Here is a 17,982-nt window from a genome sequence, read left to right as displayed (position 1 = left end):
AATTTAAACAATATTCATATGATGAAATTAATTTCAATTTCGATGCTGGTGCTGTTCCCGGGTTTAGTTGGAAAATTCATGCATTCTCCAACCAATGAAAAAGCAGATGCTATCCTCGGTGAATGGGTCAATGAGGAGGGAAACGCGAAGTTTAACATCTACAAATCCCAAGACCGATACTTTGGAGAAATCACTTGGGGAACGGGTGGGGATACCAAAGATTCCAATAACCCTGATCCCAAATTAAGGGGGAAGAATTTGGTGGGTATGACCATACTGAAGGATTTCAAATTCGATGGCAAAAACACCTGGAGCGAGGGCAGCATTTATGACCCTAAGGACGGTAAAACCTATTCATGCAAACTCACCTTAAAATCGGGTGACAAGTTAGAAGTAAGGGGCTATGTGGGCATTTCCCTATTTGGGAGATCAGAAACATGGTCAAGATTCAAATAAACAAAACATAGAAACCATGAAAGAATACATCCTGATAACCGGTGCCTCATCCGGTATTGGCTATGAAATGGCCAAAATCCTGGCCCAAAAGAAATACAATCTGATCTTGGTCGCAAGGAGCCTCCAAAAACTGGAGCAATTACAACAAGAGCTCAGCAGAAACTATCAGGTCGAGGTCCACGCCATCTCAAAAGACCTTTCCAATCCAATCAATGCCCAAACGCTTTATGAAGAAACCAAATCCAAAAACCTGCTGGTGAGCCATTTGGTCAACAATGCAGGGTTTGGGGGATATGGGGACTTTGTGGAAACTTCGCTGGACCATGAACTGGATATGGTGAATCTGAACATCAGCAGCCTGATGGTGCTCACCAAGTTGTTTGGAAGGGATATGGCAAAGCGAAAGTCAGGAAGAATCATGAATGTAGCTTCCATCTTATCCTTTTTGCCCTTTCCTTATTATTCGGTGTACTCAGCCACCAAATCCTTTGTGTTGGCGTTTTCCCAAACCATAGCAGCCGAGTTGGAAGAGAGCGGGGTCATTGTGACCACCCTTTGTCCGGGTACGGTGGAGACTCCTTTCCATACCCCAGAAATGCGGAAAACCAATGCCATGAGTGCCAATAAACCGGTCCCACCCCAAACGGTTGCCAAGGAAGGGGTTCACCTTTTGTTGCACGGCAAGGGAAAGAAAGTAGTTGGAAAAATGAATTGGTTTTTGACCAATCTCCCTCGGATTACCCCGGGTGTGATCATGATGCGGATCAAGAAGAACCTGGCCAGCATACCCTCTTGACTGTATGAAAGCCTTTCTCTTGGAATTGAAGTTCAGGAATGAAACTTTGTTCATTTTTGGGTTGTTGTGTTTGGCTTTTGCCGTGCTCTTTTTGGTCATGACGAGGATTTCGCAAACGCAGCTTTATCAGGTAAATGCCTGGTACAAGCCTTTCAAGTTTGCTTTTTCCACCTTTTTGTTTGCCTGGGCCATGGCCTGGTATTGCTACTATTTGCCCGTCTTCAATGTGCAGGCCTTCAATTGGGTGGTCATTGTTTTATTGGGTTTTGAGATCGCGTACATCACCCTCAAGGCAAGTCAGGGTCAGCCATCCCATTACAACAACAGCAGTGCTTTCCATTCCATGATGTTTTCCCTGATGGCCCTTGCGGCTACAGGGGTCACGGTATATACTGCCTACATCGGACTCCTGTTTTTCGTTCAGGACATCCCTGACTTGCCTGTCCACTACCTGTGGGGCATTCGGCTTGGCATATTGATTTTTGTCATTTTTGCTTTTGAGGGCTTCCTGATGGGGGGCAGGTCGAGCCATACGGTTGGGCTGGAAAATGACAATTCCGATCTTTTCATCGTAGGTTGGAGCAGAAAGGTGGGAGATCTGAGGATTGCTCATTTCATCGGCATGCATGCTTTACAGGTATTACCCGTCTTAGCTTTTTATCTCCTTAAAAATACCAAGGCTGTTTGGTTGGTTGGGATAGTCTATGGGGCTTTGGCAACTTTTACTTTGCTGCAGGCGCTCAAAGGCAAACCCATGTTTCCCTTACATAAAGAAAAAAAAACTACAGAAATCACTCACCATTAAATCATCAATCATGAAAAGCATTCTTTCTTCCCTTGTCCTGATCCTTATGGCATTCAACTTATTGGCTCAAAGCAGTTCCAAAAAATACAATGAGTCTGAAAACCTGATCGATTGGCCTGCTGAATTTGATCCAAAAGCAAGCGATTTCTATGTCCACAACGAAATTGAAATCAATGCTTCCCCTGAAATCGTATGGAATTTACTGGTCAATGCAAAGGACTGGATGGAATGGTATGACGGTATTCAGAATATACAGTTTGAAGACAGCTCCCAAACAGCCTTGTCACCAAACGCCAAGGTGTTCTGGAATTCAATGGGTCAATCGCTCAACAACGAGATCGTAGCGTTTGAACCTTACCGATCACTTTCCTGGCAATTCAATGAAAAGAAAATCCAGGGGATGCATGCCTGGGTTATTTTTCCCACGGCCACAGGCTGTAAAGTCATCACGGATGAGTCCCAAACCGGGTCCCTGGCAAAACTTCAAAAGATTTTTTTACCCAACAAATTAAGGAAACAACATGATAATTGGCTGTATGTATTGAAACAGGAAGCAGAGCTGATTGCCCAAAGTAGCGCTGAAATAAACTGATCGTATTTTTTGCGGCGCTACCCTGTTACACTTTCAGGTTGGTATTTAGGTCTTTTCTCTTTGAGCGGAGCGATGACTGACGACACAGGATATTTTTGTGTAAATGTTGTAAAATTGTAGGTGGTGAATAGGTGGATAAGAATCGCTCTTTGAGGGAAGTGTAGCGAATTCACTTTAAGCCACACTATGACTGTCGGAAGAGGGTATTTTGGGTGGAGGTATTGAAATGGATTTAAAATTTCAAAGTGGTCAAGAGGTGGATTAGGGTCTTATTAAGGTGGTGTGGCCATACAGATCAAAAGCCACTTTTTGCAGATTGATGGGAGAGGTCTTCGTGATTTTGTAAAAAACCAACTAATTTTTACATCTTTTACTGATTGTACGCATGCCTTATTTTATGTTTAGGTACCAAAGTGTATTTTTCGTATCTTCATAGGCAGGTTTTTGGTGTATCACCTATTGTATTCAGCCGTGTATATGCCCACCCAGTCTAAAAATCATAAAATGGAGCAATCCGGGAATAAAAGTAAGGGTAAGGATGCTATGCCAATTTCTTCTGAAGCGGCAGTATTTCCGGTAGTTGCTATCGGTGCTTCTGCGGGTGGTCTTGAAGCGGTTTCTGAATTATTGAAATACCTGTCCCCTGAGACGGGCATGGCATTTATCTATGTACAGCACCTTAAGCCTGACCATAAAAGCATGCTTGCCCCCCTGCTGTCCAAAATAACTTCCATGGATGTAAGGGAGGTGGAGGACAAGGTGTTGATTAAGCCTGATAGTTTTTACATCATTCCTCCTGATAAAGAAATATCGGTGGACTATGGTCATATCATTTTAAGACCAAGACCCGCAAGTCCCAAATTCAATCTCCCTATAGACATTCTTTTTTCTTCACTTGCTAAAACCCATCACGAAAACGTCATAGGGGTTGTCTTGAGTGGAAGTGCAACCGATGGAACCATAGGGATGAAGGCTATCAAAGAGCATGGGGGACTTACCTTTGCCCAAGATAAGACGGCCAAATTTGACAGCATGCCCAAATCAGCTATTTCTGCCGGGATTGTGGATTTTATCTTGTCTCCAAAAGAAATTGCTGAGGAGTTAAACAGGTTAAGTAATCATCCATTGGTGAGAAATGATGAGCTCAAAAGCAGAGAGGAGGATCTGATCAATGATGACAATCACGAATTAAAGGCAATTCTGTCCGCGCTGTTTCAATCTACTGGAGTAGATTTTACGGCATATAAAATGAGGACCATCAAAAGAAGGATTTTGAGGAGAATGCTGCTCAATCGGGTGGATGACCTACAAACCTATTTAGAATTGATCGGCGAAAAAAAAGAAGAACTGGATATTCTTTATCAGGACTTGTTGATCAATGTAACCAGTTTTTTCAGAGATTCTGATACCTATAAATTTTTGAAGGAATTTTTGATTCCAAAACTCCTGAAATCAAAAAAAGCCGGTGAGTCGCTGCGCATCTGGGTACCGGCCTGCTCGTCTGGTGAGGAGGCTTTTTCCATTGCCATGATGATTCTGGAGGTTCAGGAAAAGATGGATCAACCCATTCCTATCAAGATGTTTGCCACAGACCTGAGTGAAAAAGCCATCGCGAAAGCCCGAATTGGTATCTATACCAAAAGTGAATTGGAATCTGTTTATCCAAAACGTTTGCAGCGTTTCTTTTCCAAGAATGACGGCAATTATAAGATATCAAAAACAATTAGGGATATCTGTGTCTTTGCCACCCATAATGTGCTCAAAGACCCGCCATTCTCAAAAATAGATTTTATCAGTTGCAGGAATCTGTTTATTTATTTTGACAATCTGGCACAGAAAAGGGTACTAGCGACTTTTCATTATGCCTTGAACGAAACCGGCTATCTGATGCTTGGAAAAGCAGAAACCATCAGTTCTTCCACGCATTTATTTACTCAACTAGACAAAAAGTTTAAAATTTATCTGAAAAAAAGCAACTCAGATAACCTCCTGTTTACTTTGCCCAATAAGAGAATGCCTAAGAAAGAGAATCATTCTGCGAACCATACAGAAAATAAAGGTGTGCATTCCCCTTTCTCTGAATTAAATGACAAACAGCGAAGTATGGGACTTGCAGAGGCGATAGATGACATCATCATTGCCGATTTTTTACCTTCCTGTGTGGTGATCAATCAACAGCATGAAATCAAACAGTTCAGGGGCAATACCGACCTGTACTTTAGCCATGTGGCTGGTAAAGCCTCACTGAATATCTTTAAACTGGTAAGAAAAGAAATTGCCTTTCATTTACGAAATCTGATATCCAAATCATTTAAAACCAATCAACGCATCAGAAAAGGGGGAATTGAAGTAAGCATCAACAATGCCCCATTTATCATCAGTATTGAAGTAGCTCCGCTCCACTTGGCTTCTGAGGAACAGCTGATGCTGGTGGTATTTTCCCATCATGAGCAGATTTTGGGATTGAAGGAGATGAAAGGAAATGGAGATGGACAGAGTACACAGTTCAAGCTCCAGGAAAAGAGAATCAATCAACTTGAGGAAGAGTTGGCCTCTTCACATGAGGCAGCCGTAGAACTTGCCCATGACCAAGAGGGATTTATCGAGGAGCTACAGAGTGCCAACGAAGAAATTGTATCCAGCAATGAAGAACTTCAGACAGTCAATGAGGAACTGGAAACTTCTAAAGAGGAACTAGAATCATCCAATGAGGAATTGATCACCACCAATCAGGAATTACAGACCCGAAATGACCTGCTGAGCGAATCCTACGATTATTCCAAGGCCATTATTTCAACCCTACACGAACCATTGATTGTTCTGGATAAGGACTTACAGATAAAAACAACCAACGATGCTTTTTATAGAACCTTTGGGTTGAAAAAGGAAGCCTTAGAAGGCAAAATCCTTTTTGACCTCGAAGACAAAAACTGGGACATTCCCAAGCTAAGAGAATTTCTCGAACAGATCATACCAAAAAATCCTTCTTTTGTTAATTTTAAACTGACCCATTCCTTTCCAAGGATCGGAGAGAAGGTCTTTTTGCTAAATTCAAACCGCATTGTTCAAAAAAGCCATGGGGAGCAATTGATCTTACTTTCTTTCAATGATATTACAGAAACTGAAAAGGTCCAAAAAGATGAGTTGGAAACCCATGCAAAGGACATGAAGGAATCCCAAAGTTATAGTCTGAAACTGGAAAAGGCAGTGAGAGAAAGGACGAAACAACTTGACCATTCCAACAAAACCCTGGAAGAGAGAAACGATGACCTTGCAAAAATAAACAAGGAATTGGAGGCTTTTGCCTATGTCTCCAGTCATGATTTACAGGAACCGCTCCGAAAAATCCAAACTTTTGCCGACCGAATCCTTGAAAAGGAACTCCCAAACCTGTCGCCTAACGGCAAGACCTATTTTATTCATATGCAGAAATCAGCGAATAGGATGCAATTGTTGATTGAAGAACTGTTGGCTTTTTCCAGTCTCAGTTCTGCAGAAAGGAAGTTTGAAACGCTTCAGCTTGAGGAGATTGTCAATGAAGTGGAAAAAGAGTTGAAAGAGGAATTAGAAGAAAAAAACGCTGTCATTGAACTCCATGATATGTGTGATATCAGTGTTATTCCATTTCAGTTCAGGCAATTGATCCAGAATCTGACACGCAATTCATTGAAATTTTCCAAACCTAATGAACCGGTTAAGATTATCATTTCCTCTCGAATTTTAAATAAAAAAGACATCAAAATCTCTGAAAATATGAGCCATAAATCTTATTGTCATATTACCTTCTCAGACAATGGGATTGGATTTAATCAGGAATACAGCAAAAGAATTTTTGAAGTTTTTGAAAAACTTCATAGCAAAGATGAGTATCCGGGAACTGGAATAGGGCTTGCTATTGTAAAAAAAGTGGTTGACAACCACAACGGATTTATTTTTGCTACCAGTGAATCAAATAAAGGAACTATCTTTGATATATACCTCCCGGCTAAATTATGATTGAGAGACCGCTAAAAATAGTACTTGCAGACGATGATGAAGCAGACAGGCTTTTGTTCAAAGAGGCATTTATTGATTTGGATTTAGGTATAACCATTGAAATTGTAAATGGCGGAATTGAATTGATGAACCTGTTGCACCATACCAAAACTGAGGATTTGCCCCAGGTCTTGTTTTTGGATATCAATATGCCACAAAAAAACGGCATGGACTGCCTGAAAGAAATCAGGGCTGACAGTAGATTCAAAGAAGTTTCAATCGCCATTTATTCTACTTCTTCGAGTGAAAAGGATATGGATGACACCTTCATCCATGGGGCCAATGTTTATATTCACAAGCCGAATAGTTTTCAGAAATTAAAAAAGGTGCTGGAAAAAGCCGTAATGAATTCCAAAGTATACCAAGATCCCCCATTTAACAAAGACAATTTTCTTCTAAAGGCCTAACAACAAGTAGATTCAGATAAATTGGAAACTAAGAAAATACATATCAAATACATGGTGAGTCTTCGATGTATCTTGGTGGTCAAGGAAGAACTTCGAAAGTTGGGCATCAAGTATGCCAGTGTCAATCTGGGAGAAGTAGAGATTTTTGAAAAACTCACCGGACAGCAAATCGAAACCCTGAGGCTCAATTTAAAAAACATTGGGCTTGAACTGCTTGAAGATAAAAGGAATATTCTGATCAATAAGATTAAAAATGAGGTCATCACTTTGATCCACCATTCAGATAGCTTACTTAAAGTCAATTTTTCAGATCATCTCAGCACACAGCTAGGATATGATTATACATACCTCTCCAATCTGTTCTCGGATGTCATGGGAATCACCATTCAGCAATTCATAATTTTCAATAAGATTGAAAAGGTAAAAGAGTTGTTGTTGTACAATGAGCTTAATCTAACAGAAATTTCCTACAAATTGGATTACAGCAGTGTGTCCCATCTTTCCAATCAATTCAAGAAAGTTACTGGCCTTACTCCATCCTATTTTAAGCAAATGAAAGAATTGCGGCGGGCTCAGATAAAGTAAACAGTTGGGTCGCTTTCATTCAATTCCCTTTTTTTGGAATTTTCAGCGTCTGGTTTTTGGTTTAGTTTATTGGCCGTAACCAACGGAATCTTACCTTTCGGATCTCTCAAGACATTGGGTGATAAGTTTGTAACCGGAAAGAGTAGTTAAAAAAATCTTTCGGTTTAGGGGTCGTGGGGTTTCTTTTTTCTGGTGGACGCTTTATTAACTTTAACACAAAGCTTTGTAAAAGCCACTTTATGGAAAAATTGATTGATTTTTTGATAGGCAAATCACAGACCTTAAGTCTGGAACAAGAGAGCCTATTGAAACAGATAAAAGGCAAAGCCTTTCGTCAAGGAGAAATCATCCAACAAAAAGGAGATCCAAATACAAAAGTTTATTTTGTTAAAAAAGGCTTGCTGAAAAGCTATGTGTTAGATCAATCCGGGAAAGAACATATTTACATGTTTGCTCCGGAGGGATGGCTAATTTCCGACTTGGATTCCAAATCAGGGGATCAGACTTCGGTACTGTATATCGATGCCATCGAAGATTCTGAAGTGGAGGTTTTGGATAAAAGCGTGTTAAAGGATTTGATCCGGGTTTTTCCAGAAAGCAATCTGAACCGAGCAGAGATGCTTGCCAATCGCATAGCTGTTTTGCAGGAAAGGGTAATCATGCTGATGAGTGCGACGGCACTGCAGCGTTATGAACACTTTCTATCTACCTATCCCCAAATCACCCAAAGGATTCCTCAGAGAATGATTGCCTCTTATTTAGGAATTACCCCTGAAGCTTTGAGCAAGATTAGGGGAAAAAGGGCAAAAAAATAAAGCTTGTTACCCTTTCTTAATCTAGGTTAATGCTTGGAAGGACTGTGAAGCGGATATTTGTGTTTTACAAAAAGAAGAACATGAAAACCGCAAGCACAAAATCAGGATGGTTATATACCTCAGCAAGGATTTTATTGGCATTGATCTTTATTCCAAGTGCCTTTATATCATTTTTTATACCTCCCAGCGAAATGGGCATTAGTCCAGAGGCAAGTAGGATTGTAGAAAACCTTTGGGCTACCGGATATCTGATGCATATCGTTAAGGGGATAGAATTGGTGGCTGGGCTTACCTTTCTCACCAACCGTTTTGTCAAACTGGGATTGGTGCTGATCACTCCGATCATCCTTAATATTTTCTTACTGGCCGCATTCACAAGTCCAAATGGGATGATTATGGGATTTGTCTTGGTTGGGTTGGTTGGATTCCTTGCCAGTACCCATTTCTATGCATTCAAGCCTATATTAACGATGAAATAATTAAGTTTGGGAGTACTGAAAATTTAAATTGAAAGGGAATAAATGCCCGAGCGAATAAGAGATCTTTGTTTGATTGCTTATGTCCTGCATTACTCCTTCACTGGCTCAAAGTACTTATTGTGAGTCAGCCTATTAAAAATAACTCATCCTATAAAGAATTCTAGATCACCCTAGTTTCGGAATAGAGGTCATATGCAGCTACCAATAACTGATGGTCGGGTGCCTGACCATAGCGGGCATACTTTTTCAGTTCACTCCGGAGCTCTACATATACCGGAGCGTACAAACCGTCCAATTCATCCCAAATGACCATGAGGTAAGCATACGGAATTTTACTTGAACGTCCTTTTTCCAGCCATTCTTCAAAAACTGATTCATCTAAAGATTCTGGATAGTTGGGGCCTTCGAACATTGCCTTGTTTGTTTTTGTGAGGCCCAAAGATAAGGTTAAGTTTTTTCACTATCCAGCCAAGTCTTTTCGTTGACGTCCCATAGGTCAGAATGGTAGTTTCTCCCCAAAAAAATCCTCCTGTTTAATTACTCCAATAATTTAAATACGGACTATATACGAAGTTAATGTGGATTTGGTACGGACTATATATAAATTTAATAGGTCTTATTAAGGATCAAGTAAACATCACATGACAGAAAGGAAGATTAACTTTCGAAGGGATTATTGGGAATACGATCTTCTACTTACCCGAGGAACACTTAACATTTGCACCCCATATCAATAACATTTTGTCCCCATTGTACCTTTAATTTTCGGTAATTTTAGATCGATAAACCTAAAATACCTATGAAGCTTTTCAATTTTGAGTGGGCCGGTCTGCTTTCAATAATCTTCCTGTTGACTCTTTCCTGTAGTGAGGAGAGCAAACCATCAAATCCTACAGGTTTCCTTCCATTCGTTTGATTTTTCTCCTGAAGGTGAATCGACCAGTTTAGAGATTACCTCTACGGGTTCCTGGAGTTTTGAACATTCGACTGATTGGCTGGAAATCACTCCCAAGCAAGGCCAAGGAAATGCCACAGTCACCCTGAAAAGTCTTCCCAATCTATCTGGGAATGACCGGCAGATTACCGTTCAGCTTAGACTTGGAGAAATCAGCCAACAAATACAATTGAGTCAGAAAAAGTGGGTAGATGAATCTTACATTGATCCTGACCCCACTTGAATGAGAAACATCAGTAGTCTGGAATTGGCCAAGGAGTTTGGTTTGGGCTGGAACCTGGGCAATTCTCTGGAAGCCATTGAAGGAGAAACGGCATGGGGTAATCCACCTGCCACGAAAGCATTCATCGATAAGGTCAAGGCGGCTGGATTCAATTCAGTAAGGGTTCCTGTCGCTTGGAACAGGTTTTCAGGGGCATCCTATTACACCATTCAAGAAAGTTGGATGCTGAGGGTTGAGGAGGTAGTCAATTATGTGCTGGACAATGACATGTATGCCATCATCAATATCCATTGGGATGGGGGATGGATGCAGCCCACTTATGCACAGGAGCAGGATGTAAACAACAGACTGAATCTGATGTGGAGGCAGATTGCGCTACATTTCAGGGATTACGATGACTATTTGTTGTTTGCAGGAACCAATGAAGTCATGGTGACAGGTGATTACGGTACCCCTACACCGGAATACTATACTGTTCAAAACGGCTTCAACCAAACCTTTGTCAATGCTGTCCGGTCAACAGGAGGGAGGAATGCCTACCGACACTTGGTATATCAAGGTTTCTATACCAATATTGATCATGCTGTGAATTTCAGTGTGGTTCCTGAAGATACCATTGAGGATCGGTTGGTGATGGAAGTCCACTACTATGATCCTTTTCAATTTGCCTTAGATGAAAGCAGCCCGGTAAGCCAATGGGGTCAAAATGCCACAGATCCATCCAAAACCTCAGGTTGGGGCAATGAGACCCATGCAGATGCGCAGTTCCGAAAAATGAAAACAAACTTTATCGACAAAGGGATTCCTGTGATCATGGGAGAATACGGAGCGATTTCCAAAAATGCTTTTCCCGAACATGAGGCCTATCGCGAATACTACGTCGAGTAGGTGACCCAATCCATGGTCAATCTGGGCATAGTGCCTTTTTATTGGGACAATGGCTATCTGGGTGATCATGGTTTTGGCATTTTCAATAGACATACCGGTGAACATGCTTATCCAAATATCATTAATGCTATTATGAAAAGTAAATAGGGTGTTCCAACCGATTAAACATTGCCATCATTGAAATTGTTAAGATGACGTAAAAATGACGTGTGTCTGACGTTAACTTTTTGGTTGGTTAGATTGATATTTGAAAAGTGAATTTAGGAGAAAGAATCAAATCCTTACGGAAAGAAAAGGGCCTCACGCAAGCCGAACTTGCTGACAAAAGCGGCCTTTCCATTCGCACCATGCAACGCATAGAAAACAGAGAAGTCAATCCAAGTGCCTATTCGTTGAAAATGCTAAGTAAGGCCTTAGAGGTTGATTTGGAAGATCTGAATTCACAGAATAAGAAACCATCTCACTTCAATTTATTATCAAAATCTCTTATGACCACACTCATTTCATTCCTGGGAAATTTTTCTGCTAAAAAAACCATTGGATTCACCTTAATGCCAATTATTGCATTTATGCTCTACTTTTGGCTTCCTGCCAAATCAACGCTAGTCTATTCAAGTGAAGATCAATATTCTGTAGCTACCATCAACTGCGGTACAGAAACAGTCTGTGATATCGAAGTAACCAGGAAAGACATGGATGGGGAAATTCTCTGGCAAAATACATTTGGCGGTACCAGCTATGATAGGGCGGGAGAGGTTGTTTCCACAGAAGATGGGGGATGTTTAGTGGTTGGTTCTACCAGTTCATTTGGAAATGGAAATTATGATGTGCTATTGTTAAAGATTGATTCCAAAGGTGAACTTGTTTGGCAAAAGACTTACGGTGGTTTTTTCAATGAATATGGTAAAAACATTTCCAGACTACCTGACCATAAGGGATATGTCATTGAAGGTACCCAACAAACCTGTGGGACACCCAATGTTTCCGACGATTGTAAAGATTATGTCTGGGTATTTGAAGTGGATAAAAATGGTGAGTTGAAGGGGTAATTGGTACCTCTAAGTGCCATCTGATATTCTCATTACAAATCCCCCTCTCTTGGCCATCCTCAAATTCTCTTTTTTGCTGGACTGACCTGTATTCAATATGGTGGTTGTTTCATGGTCAGATATTTTTGATTAAACTGGAAAAAAACCAGGTGTTTAGTCCGTCGGTCCGCCGATTGGATTCAATGTTTTGTTTAGCATTTCAGGTATATAAAAAATAGATTTCTGCTTTTTTCAAAAGTTACCTTCCTGATGATTACATTCGCTTTTTCATTGATAATCAGCATTCAAACTTATGCCCCGACTAACAGCCTCCAGAAGTGTTGCAGGTTTTATCATGGCCCTTTCAGCTGCCATCTTTTGGGGCATTTCGGGCACTTGTGCCCAATATCTTTTTGAGCAAAAGGACATGGATCCTGCATGGTTGGTATCTTGGAGGATGTTGGTTGCAGGAGGGATCTTGATAGGCTTTGCCATCTTCAGAAAAAACAGCGATGCTTTTCAAATTTGGAAAAACCGGAAAGACTTCATCCAGCTTTTGGTTTTCAGTATATTCGGAATGGTGACCGTGCAATACACCTATTTTTACAGCATCAATCTTTCCAATGCTGCAACGGCGACAGTTATTCAATACATAGGTCCTGTATTCGTAGTTGGTTTTTATGCCATCAAAAACAGGAGATGGCCATTGTTTTTGGAATATTTGGCTTTGTTTCTAGCTTTGGCGGGGACATTTTTGTTGGTCACCCACGGCAGTTTTCAGGTATTGGTCATATCTGAAAAAGCCTTGTTTTGGGGGATTTTGTCGGCGGTAGCGCTTGCGGTATATACCATTCAGCCGGTTCAGATGCTTCGTAAATATTCAGCCCCTACTGTAACGGGTTGGGCCATGTTCCTCGGGGGCATTTTGTTTTCTCTGTATACTCAGCCTTGGATGGTTTCAGGAAGTTGGGATATGGGGACGGTTGGTGCTTTTTCTTATATCATTGTATTCGGTACTGTGATTTCATTTTCCATCTTTCTTTATTCTCTGACCTTGATTGGAGCGCAGACGGCAAGTTTGCTCTGTTCGGTAGAGCCTTTGTCAGCTGCGGTGGTGGCAGTTGCCTGGCTTGGCGTGACATTTACCGCCATGGATTGGTTGGGTACTATTTTTATTTTGGTGACTGTAGCCATTTTGACGCTTGCCAAAAATTTCAATCCCGTTACTTTTTCTTCCCAAAAAGAGCCCGAAAGCCAAGAAGTCTAATTTTCAATTCCTTGAAAGGAATGTTATCTCAAGGATGGCACAGTTGTCCACAGAAGAGAAAAAAATCTGTGCATTCTGTGAGCTCCTTTTTTGGCGCCTTTTTTTTTCTCACAGATAGCACAGATAACCACAGAAGAGATAAAAATCTGTGCAAATCCGTGTAATCTGTGAGCCTCTTTTTTTGGAGCGTCTTTTTGTTTCTCACAGATAGCACAGATAATCACTGAAGAGAAAAAATCTGTTCAAATCTGTGTAATCTGTGAGCACCCTTTTTTTTGTCTTCTTTTTTGTTTCTCACAGATAGCACAGATACCCACAGAAGAGAAAGAAATCTGTGCAAATCCGTGTAATCTGTGAGCTTCTTTTTTTAAAGCGTCTTTTTTATTTCTCGCAGATACCACAGATATCCACAGAAAAAAATCAAAAGAATCTGTGCAAATCTGTGTAATCTGTGAGCTTTTTTTTGGAGCGTCTTTTTATTTCTCACAGATAGCCACAGAAAAAAAACAAAAGAATCTGTTCAAATCTGTGTAATCTGTGAGCACCCTTTTTTTTGTCGTCTTTTTCGTTTCTCACAGATAGCACAGATAACCACAGAAGAGATAAAAATCTGTGCAAATCCATGTAATCTGTGAGCTTCTTTTTTTGGAGCGTCTTTTTATTTCTCACAAATAGCACAGATACTCTTAGAAGAGAAAAAAATCTGAGCAAATCCGTGTAATCTGTGAGCTTCTATTTTTCAGCGTATTATGTTTCTTACATTAAAACTCGAAAAAACTGTAAAATTAGTGTAATTTTTTTTACTTTGGTTAAGTAAACAGCATAGGAGTATTTTTCTGCTGTTTTTTTAACTTGATCCAATATTTTTCACCATGAGATGATGGAATTAAATGAATTGTCATACAAAATAAGAGGGGCAATTTTTGCTGTATATAATGAATTAGGCCCTGGACTTTTGGAACATGTTTATGAGGCAACTTTAGCTTTTGAATTAAGGAAAGTTGGATTGAAAGTCAAAACTCAAGTGGCCTTACCTGTAATTTACAAAGAGGTAGCACTTGAGATTGGTTACCGCATAGATTTGTTGGTAGAAAATCAAATTGTAATTGAGATTAAATCAGTTGAAAATTTACATGATGTGCACAAAAAGCAATTGTTGACCTATTTAAAATTGTCCGGTAAAAAAATAGGCATTTTGGTTAATTTCAATTCATACAAACTTGTTGACAAAGAAAGCATTATTCGGATAATAAATTAATTTATATTTCTCACAGATAGCACAGATATCCACAGAAGAGAAAAAATCTGTGCAAATCTGTGTAATCTGTGAGCCTCTTTTTTTTGGAGCATTTTTTTATTTCTCACAAATAGCACAGATACTCTTAGAAAAGAAAAAAATCTGTGCAAATCCGTGGAATCTGTGAGCCTCTTTTTTATCGTCTTTTTTATTTCTCACAGATAGCACAGATAACCACAGAAGAGAAAAAATCTGCGCGAATCCGTGGAATCTGTGAGCCTCTTTTTTTTGGAACGTCTTTTTTGTTTCTCACAGATAGCACAGATACCCACAGAAGAGAAAAAATCTGCGCGAATCCGTGTAATCTGTGAGCTTCTTTTTTTGGAGCGTCTTTTTTGTTTCTCACAGATAGTACAGATACCCACAGAAGAGAAAAAATCTGTGCAAATCTGTGTAATCTGTGAGCCTCTTTTTTTTGGAGCGTCTTTTTATTTCTCACAAATAGCACAGATACCCACAGAAGAGAAAAAATCAGTGCAAATCTGGGTAATCTGTGAGCCTCTTTTTTATCGTCTTTTTTATTTCTCACAAATAGCACAGATAATCACAGAAGAGAAAAAATCTGTGCAAATCTGTGTAATCTGTGAGCCTCTTTTTTTTGTCGTCTTTTTTGTTTCTCACAGATACCACAGATAACCACAGAAGAGAAAAAAATCTGTGCAAATCTGTGCAAATCTGTGCAAATCTGTGCAAATCTGTGTAATCTGTGAGCCAATAAAATTGAAGGCCATAAAACACAAACGGGATAAACTCTTTCGAATTTATCCCGTTCCATCATTTGAAAATCGTAATCCTCAAATCATGCCAAGCTACAGTTATTGTGACTTTTCACCCAGTTGCCCGAGATCATAACCGTAGGTTCAAAACTTTCATCGACTCAATTTTTCAATTCAGCGATTGTACTTGGTATTTTCTGCGGTTGCCCGTTTCAAAATCTAACCTTGCAGTTAAACTTCCTTCAATACTCAATTTCAAGCTTTAAACCGTAGCCCGAAATTTTACTTTCGGTCTTTTATCTCTCACTTGATATAAACAAATATATAGCTCAATTAACTGAAATCCAATATTTTAAACAATTACTTCCCCACAATTTTTCCACATCAATAACCCGTTTAATCACAAAGTTATCAACAATGGATGATTCAAATTGTGAAAGTGATTTGAATTATCAGTCATTGAGGTTGCAATACTTGAATGGCTTTAGAATTTGTTATTTATCATATGCTCCAGCGGAGTAGGTCAGTTCATAACTGTGGGTATAAATTTCAAAGACCAATCCAAAGGGATCTTCCACATAACACATCCTAAAGGGTTTCTCGCCTGGAAAGTATTCCCGAATCGGCATGCGCTGTTGGCCTCCATGGGCTACAATTTTGGCAATGAGGGTTTCTATATCCGGATCCAGAACACAAAAATGAAATAAACCGGGTTGAATAGGATTAAAGGTTGGTTTCATTTCCTTTGTTTTCTCAAAAGAAAACAACTCTATGCCTATGCCGTCAGAGGTAGACAGGTGGGCTATTTTAAAGCTTCCCCAACCTTTTCCGAAAACATCCATACACATTTTGCCGATAGGTGTTTCGCTTTCTTCGGTGATTTTGGTGGGAGCCATAATGGTGTACCATCCCATTACTTCCTTATAAAAAGCAACGGCCTTTTCAATATTTGGAACGGTGATTCCTATGTGAGAAAATGCCCTGGGATAAATGTTCGATGAATTCATTTTGTTTTTTAGTTCAAGTTACCAATTTCTCCTTTTGATCAAAAGTTTACCGTAATTCTGAAGTCTAAAGTTTCAATTTTCATTTATTTACAGGGTTTTTCTTAAAGATAATTTCATTCTTTCCTGATCAAAATTTCACATAAAAACTCTACTTTAAAGAAAAATTACATTGCAATGAAAAAATCAATGGCTATATGAAAAACCCCAGGAGAAAATTCATCAAAGAGGCAACTTTTTTCTCTGCAGCTACCCTTTTGGGCGGTATGACCCAACTTTCGGCAAAATCGGTCAATCAGGTATTGGATTATCCATTTACAGGTGCCAACCTTAAATTAAAAATCATTGTGGCATCAGATGGTCATTTTGGCCAGCCCGATACAGATTATGTTAAGATGCATGAGGAATTCATCAAAGATGTCAATGGACTCAAAGGCATAGATTTGGTCGTTTTTAATGGGGATTTGATTCATGACGAACCAGCGTTAATTCCTCAGGTAAAAACCTATTACGATCAACTTCAAGTACCATATCTTACCAATAAAGGCAATCATGACCGTATTTCACCCACTGCTTGGGAATCCACCTGGGGATATCCTGAAAACCATGCGAGAGAGATGAATGGGGTAGGATTGATTTTCGGCTCCACCAGTAATGAAAAGGGAGATTATTTGTGTGCTGATGTAGACTGGTTAGAGGAACAGGTCCATAGGTTCAAGGATTTGTCCACTGTTTTGATTTTCCTGCATATTTCCCAAAAAGACTGGACCAGACATGCGGTCAATTGCCCTGATGTGATGGAGCGGCTTTCCAAGTTTGACAACTTAAAAGCAGTCTTTCATGGGCATGACCACGATATAGATGGCTTGATGTATTCCGGCTCAAAACCCTACCTGTTTTCTGGCCATATGGGAGGCAGTTGGGGTACACCTCATAGGGGATATCGGGTGGTAGAGGTATATGAGGAGGGGAAGGTGCTCAGTTATTTGCAAACTGTTCTGGAACACCAAATCATCAATCTTTTCCAGATGGGATAGTCCTAGTGCCATCATTGATAAGCAAAAGGCAGACGAGCGCGGTCATTTTTCTAATTTGATATGCCATACTTGCCTGAGAACATGGACATTTGGATTTATATCCCTAATGGTAATTTGTTCTTATCCAAGATATCAATTCCAGGTTATGCTTTATTAATTCTTTTTTTGCTTATAAATGAATCATTGATCACAAAGATTCGTTATTTTTAATGTAGCATTATGAATGAAGGAAAATCCTTTGTCTTTTATTGACTAACTATTTATTTATTAACTAACCAAAACCACTTAATCTATGAGAGCAGGAAAACTTTTAGCAGGCCTCCTAATTGGAGCTGCTGTTGGCGTACAAATTGGCATTCTAGTCGCACCGGAAAAAGGAAAGGATACAAGAAAAAAACTCACCAAAAAAGGTGAGGATTTATATGAAGATCTGAATTCAACCGTTGACAAGTACCTAAAGAACATCAACAGCAAAATCGAAAACCTAAACAAGGAAGTTGATAATATTGCTCAGAAAAGCAAAAGCAAAGCAAATCAACTAACAGATGAAGCCAAGGAAATTATCAATAGAAAATCCTAGGTTTATTTAAAAGTATC

Annotated in this window: 18 protein-coding genes; 16 read left to right on the top strand and 2 right to left on the bottom strand. The window is 39.8% G+C overall.

The features are described from left to right. Positions 1-18: 18 nt before the first annotated feature. From H1A14_RS15485 to H1A14_RS15445, 9 genes are all read left to right on the top strand, one after another. Positions 19-456 carry a DUF2147 domain-containing protein gene (locus tag H1A14_RS15485; protein ID WP_194777180.1) on the top strand — a complete coding sequence of 146 codons (438 nt, stop codon included), beginning with the start codon at positions 19-21 and terminating at the stop codon, positions 454-456. 16 nt (positions 457-472) lie between these two features. Beyond that, the gene (locus H1A14_RS15480; protein ID WP_194777179.1) at positions 473-1,252 is read left to right on the top strand and encodes an SDR family NAD(P)-dependent oxidoreductase; all 780 of its coding nucleotides are present in this window, start codon (positions 473-475) and stop codon (positions 1,250-1,252) included. A gap of 4 nt (positions 1,253-1,256) precedes the next feature. Further along, a complete protein-coding gene (locus tag H1A14_RS15475; RefSeq protein WP_194777178.1) occupies positions 1,257-2,057 on the top strand; it encodes a hypothetical protein in 801 nt (266 codons plus the stop codon). 10 nt (positions 2,058-2,067) lie between these two features. After that, positions 2,068-2,649, top strand: a complete 582-nt coding sequence (locus tag H1A14_RS15470; protein WP_194777177.1) for an SRPBCC domain-containing protein — start codon at positions 2,068-2,070, stop codon at positions 2,647-2,649. A gap of 504 nt (positions 2,650-3,153) precedes the next feature. Then, positions 3,154-6,645: a CheR family methyltransferase gene (locus tag H1A14_RS15465; protein ID WP_194777176.1), complete on the top strand. Its 3,492-nt coding sequence runs from the start codon at positions 3,154-3,156 to the stop codon at positions 6,643-6,645. Beyond that, positions 6,642-7,091 (top strand): response regulator, encoded by a 450-nt coding sequence (locus H1A14_RS15460; protein ID WP_194777175.1) that lies wholly within the window; start codon positions 6,642-6,644, stop codon positions 7,089-7,091. The genes H1A14_RS15465 and H1A14_RS15460 overlap by 4 nt, the downstream gene beginning before the upstream one ends. A 51-nt stretch (positions 7,092-7,142) precedes the next feature. Beyond that, the gene (locus H1A14_RS15455) at positions 7,143-7,676 is read left to right on the top strand and encodes a helix-turn-helix domain-containing protein (protein WP_194777174.1); all 534 of its coding nucleotides are present in this window, start codon (positions 7,143-7,145) and stop codon (positions 7,674-7,676) included. Between the two features lie 239 nt (positions 7,677-7,915). Further along, positions 7,916-8,491, top strand: a complete 576-nt coding sequence (locus tag H1A14_RS15450; RefSeq protein WP_194777173.1) for a Crp/Fnr family transcriptional regulator — start codon at positions 7,916-7,918, stop codon at positions 8,489-8,491. An 80-nt stretch (positions 8,492-8,571) separates the two neighbouring features. Continuing rightward, on the top strand, positions 8,572-8,970 hold the full coding sequence (locus H1A14_RS15445) for a hypothetical protein (protein WP_194777172.1): 399 nt from the start codon (positions 8,572-8,574) through the stop codon (positions 8,968-8,970). Positions 8,971-9,130: 160 nt separating this feature from the next. On the opposite strand, the gene H1A14_RS15440 is transcribed toward H1A14_RS15445, so the two are convergent. Beyond that, on the bottom strand, positions 9,131-9,382 hold the full coding sequence (locus H1A14_RS15440; protein WP_194777171.1) for a hypothetical protein: 252 nt from the start codon (positions 9,380-9,382) through the stop codon (positions 9,131-9,133). A 454-nt stretch (positions 9,383-9,836) separates the two neighbouring features. Between H1A14_RS15440 and H1A14_RS15435 the strand changes: the two genes are divergently transcribed. The 5 genes from H1A14_RS15435 (at position 9,837) to H1A14_RS15415 (ending at position 14,589) form a co-directional block, all read left to right on the top strand. Continuing rightward, positions 9,837-10,148: a BACON domain-containing protein gene (locus H1A14_RS15435; protein ID WP_194777170.1), complete on the top strand. Its 312-nt coding sequence runs from the start codon at positions 9,837-9,839 to the stop codon at positions 10,146-10,148. Then, positions 10,149-11,036, top strand: a complete 888-nt coding sequence (locus tag H1A14_RS15430; RefSeq protein WP_228527808.1) for a glycoside hydrolase family 5 protein — start codon at positions 10,149-10,151, stop codon at positions 11,034-11,036. A 254-nt stretch (positions 11,037-11,290) separates the two neighbouring features. Then, positions 11,291-12,085, top strand: coding sequence for a helix-turn-helix domain-containing protein (locus H1A14_RS15425; RefSeq protein ID WP_194777169.1), 795 nt, complete (start codon positions 11,291-11,293; stop codon positions 12,083-12,085). A gap of 292 nt (positions 12,086-12,377) precedes the next feature. Next, positions 12,378-13,331 (top strand): DMT family transporter, encoded by a 954-nt coding sequence (locus H1A14_RS15420; protein WP_194777168.1) that lies wholly within the window; start codon positions 12,378-12,380, stop codon positions 13,329-13,331. Between the two features lie 877 nt (positions 13,332-14,208). After that, positions 14,209-14,589, top strand: coding sequence for a GxxExxY protein (locus H1A14_RS15415; protein WP_317174900.1), 381 nt, complete (start codon positions 14,209-14,211; stop codon positions 14,587-14,589). A 1,249-nt stretch (positions 14,590-15,838) separates the two neighbouring features. Here H1A14_RS15415 and H1A14_RS15410 read toward each other — a convergent pair. Then, positions 15,839-16,351, bottom strand: a complete 513-nt coding sequence (locus H1A14_RS15410; RefSeq protein WP_194777167.1) for a lactoylglutathione lyase family protein — start codon at positions 16,349-16,351, stop codon at positions 15,839-15,841. Between the two features lie 194 nt (positions 16,352-16,545). Here H1A14_RS15410 and H1A14_RS15405 point away from each other — a divergent pair, with 194 nt between their 5' ends. Together H1A14_RS15405 and H1A14_RS15400 are read left to right on the top strand one after the other, a co-directional pair. Next, a complete protein-coding gene (locus tag H1A14_RS15405; RefSeq protein WP_228527807.1) occupies positions 16,546-17,385 on the top strand; it encodes a metallophosphoesterase family protein in 840 nt (279 codons plus the stop codon). Positions 17,386-17,677: 292 nt separating this feature from the next. Beyond that, entirely contained in the window at positions 17,678-17,965 is a 288-nt protein-coding gene (locus tag H1A14_RS15400) for a YtxH domain-containing protein (protein WP_194777166.1), read from the top strand. The last annotated feature ends 17 nt before the right edge of the window (positions 17,966-17,982 follow it).

Source organism: Pararhodonellum marinum (assembly GCF_015354735.1).
GTDB classification, from domain to species: Bacteria; Bacteroidota; Bacteroidia; order Cytophagales; family Cyclobacteriaceae; genus Pararhodonellum; species Pararhodonellum marinum.
The sequence above is the reverse complement of the archived record's forward strand: the minus strand, read 5'-3'. Positions and strand labels throughout refer to the sequence as shown.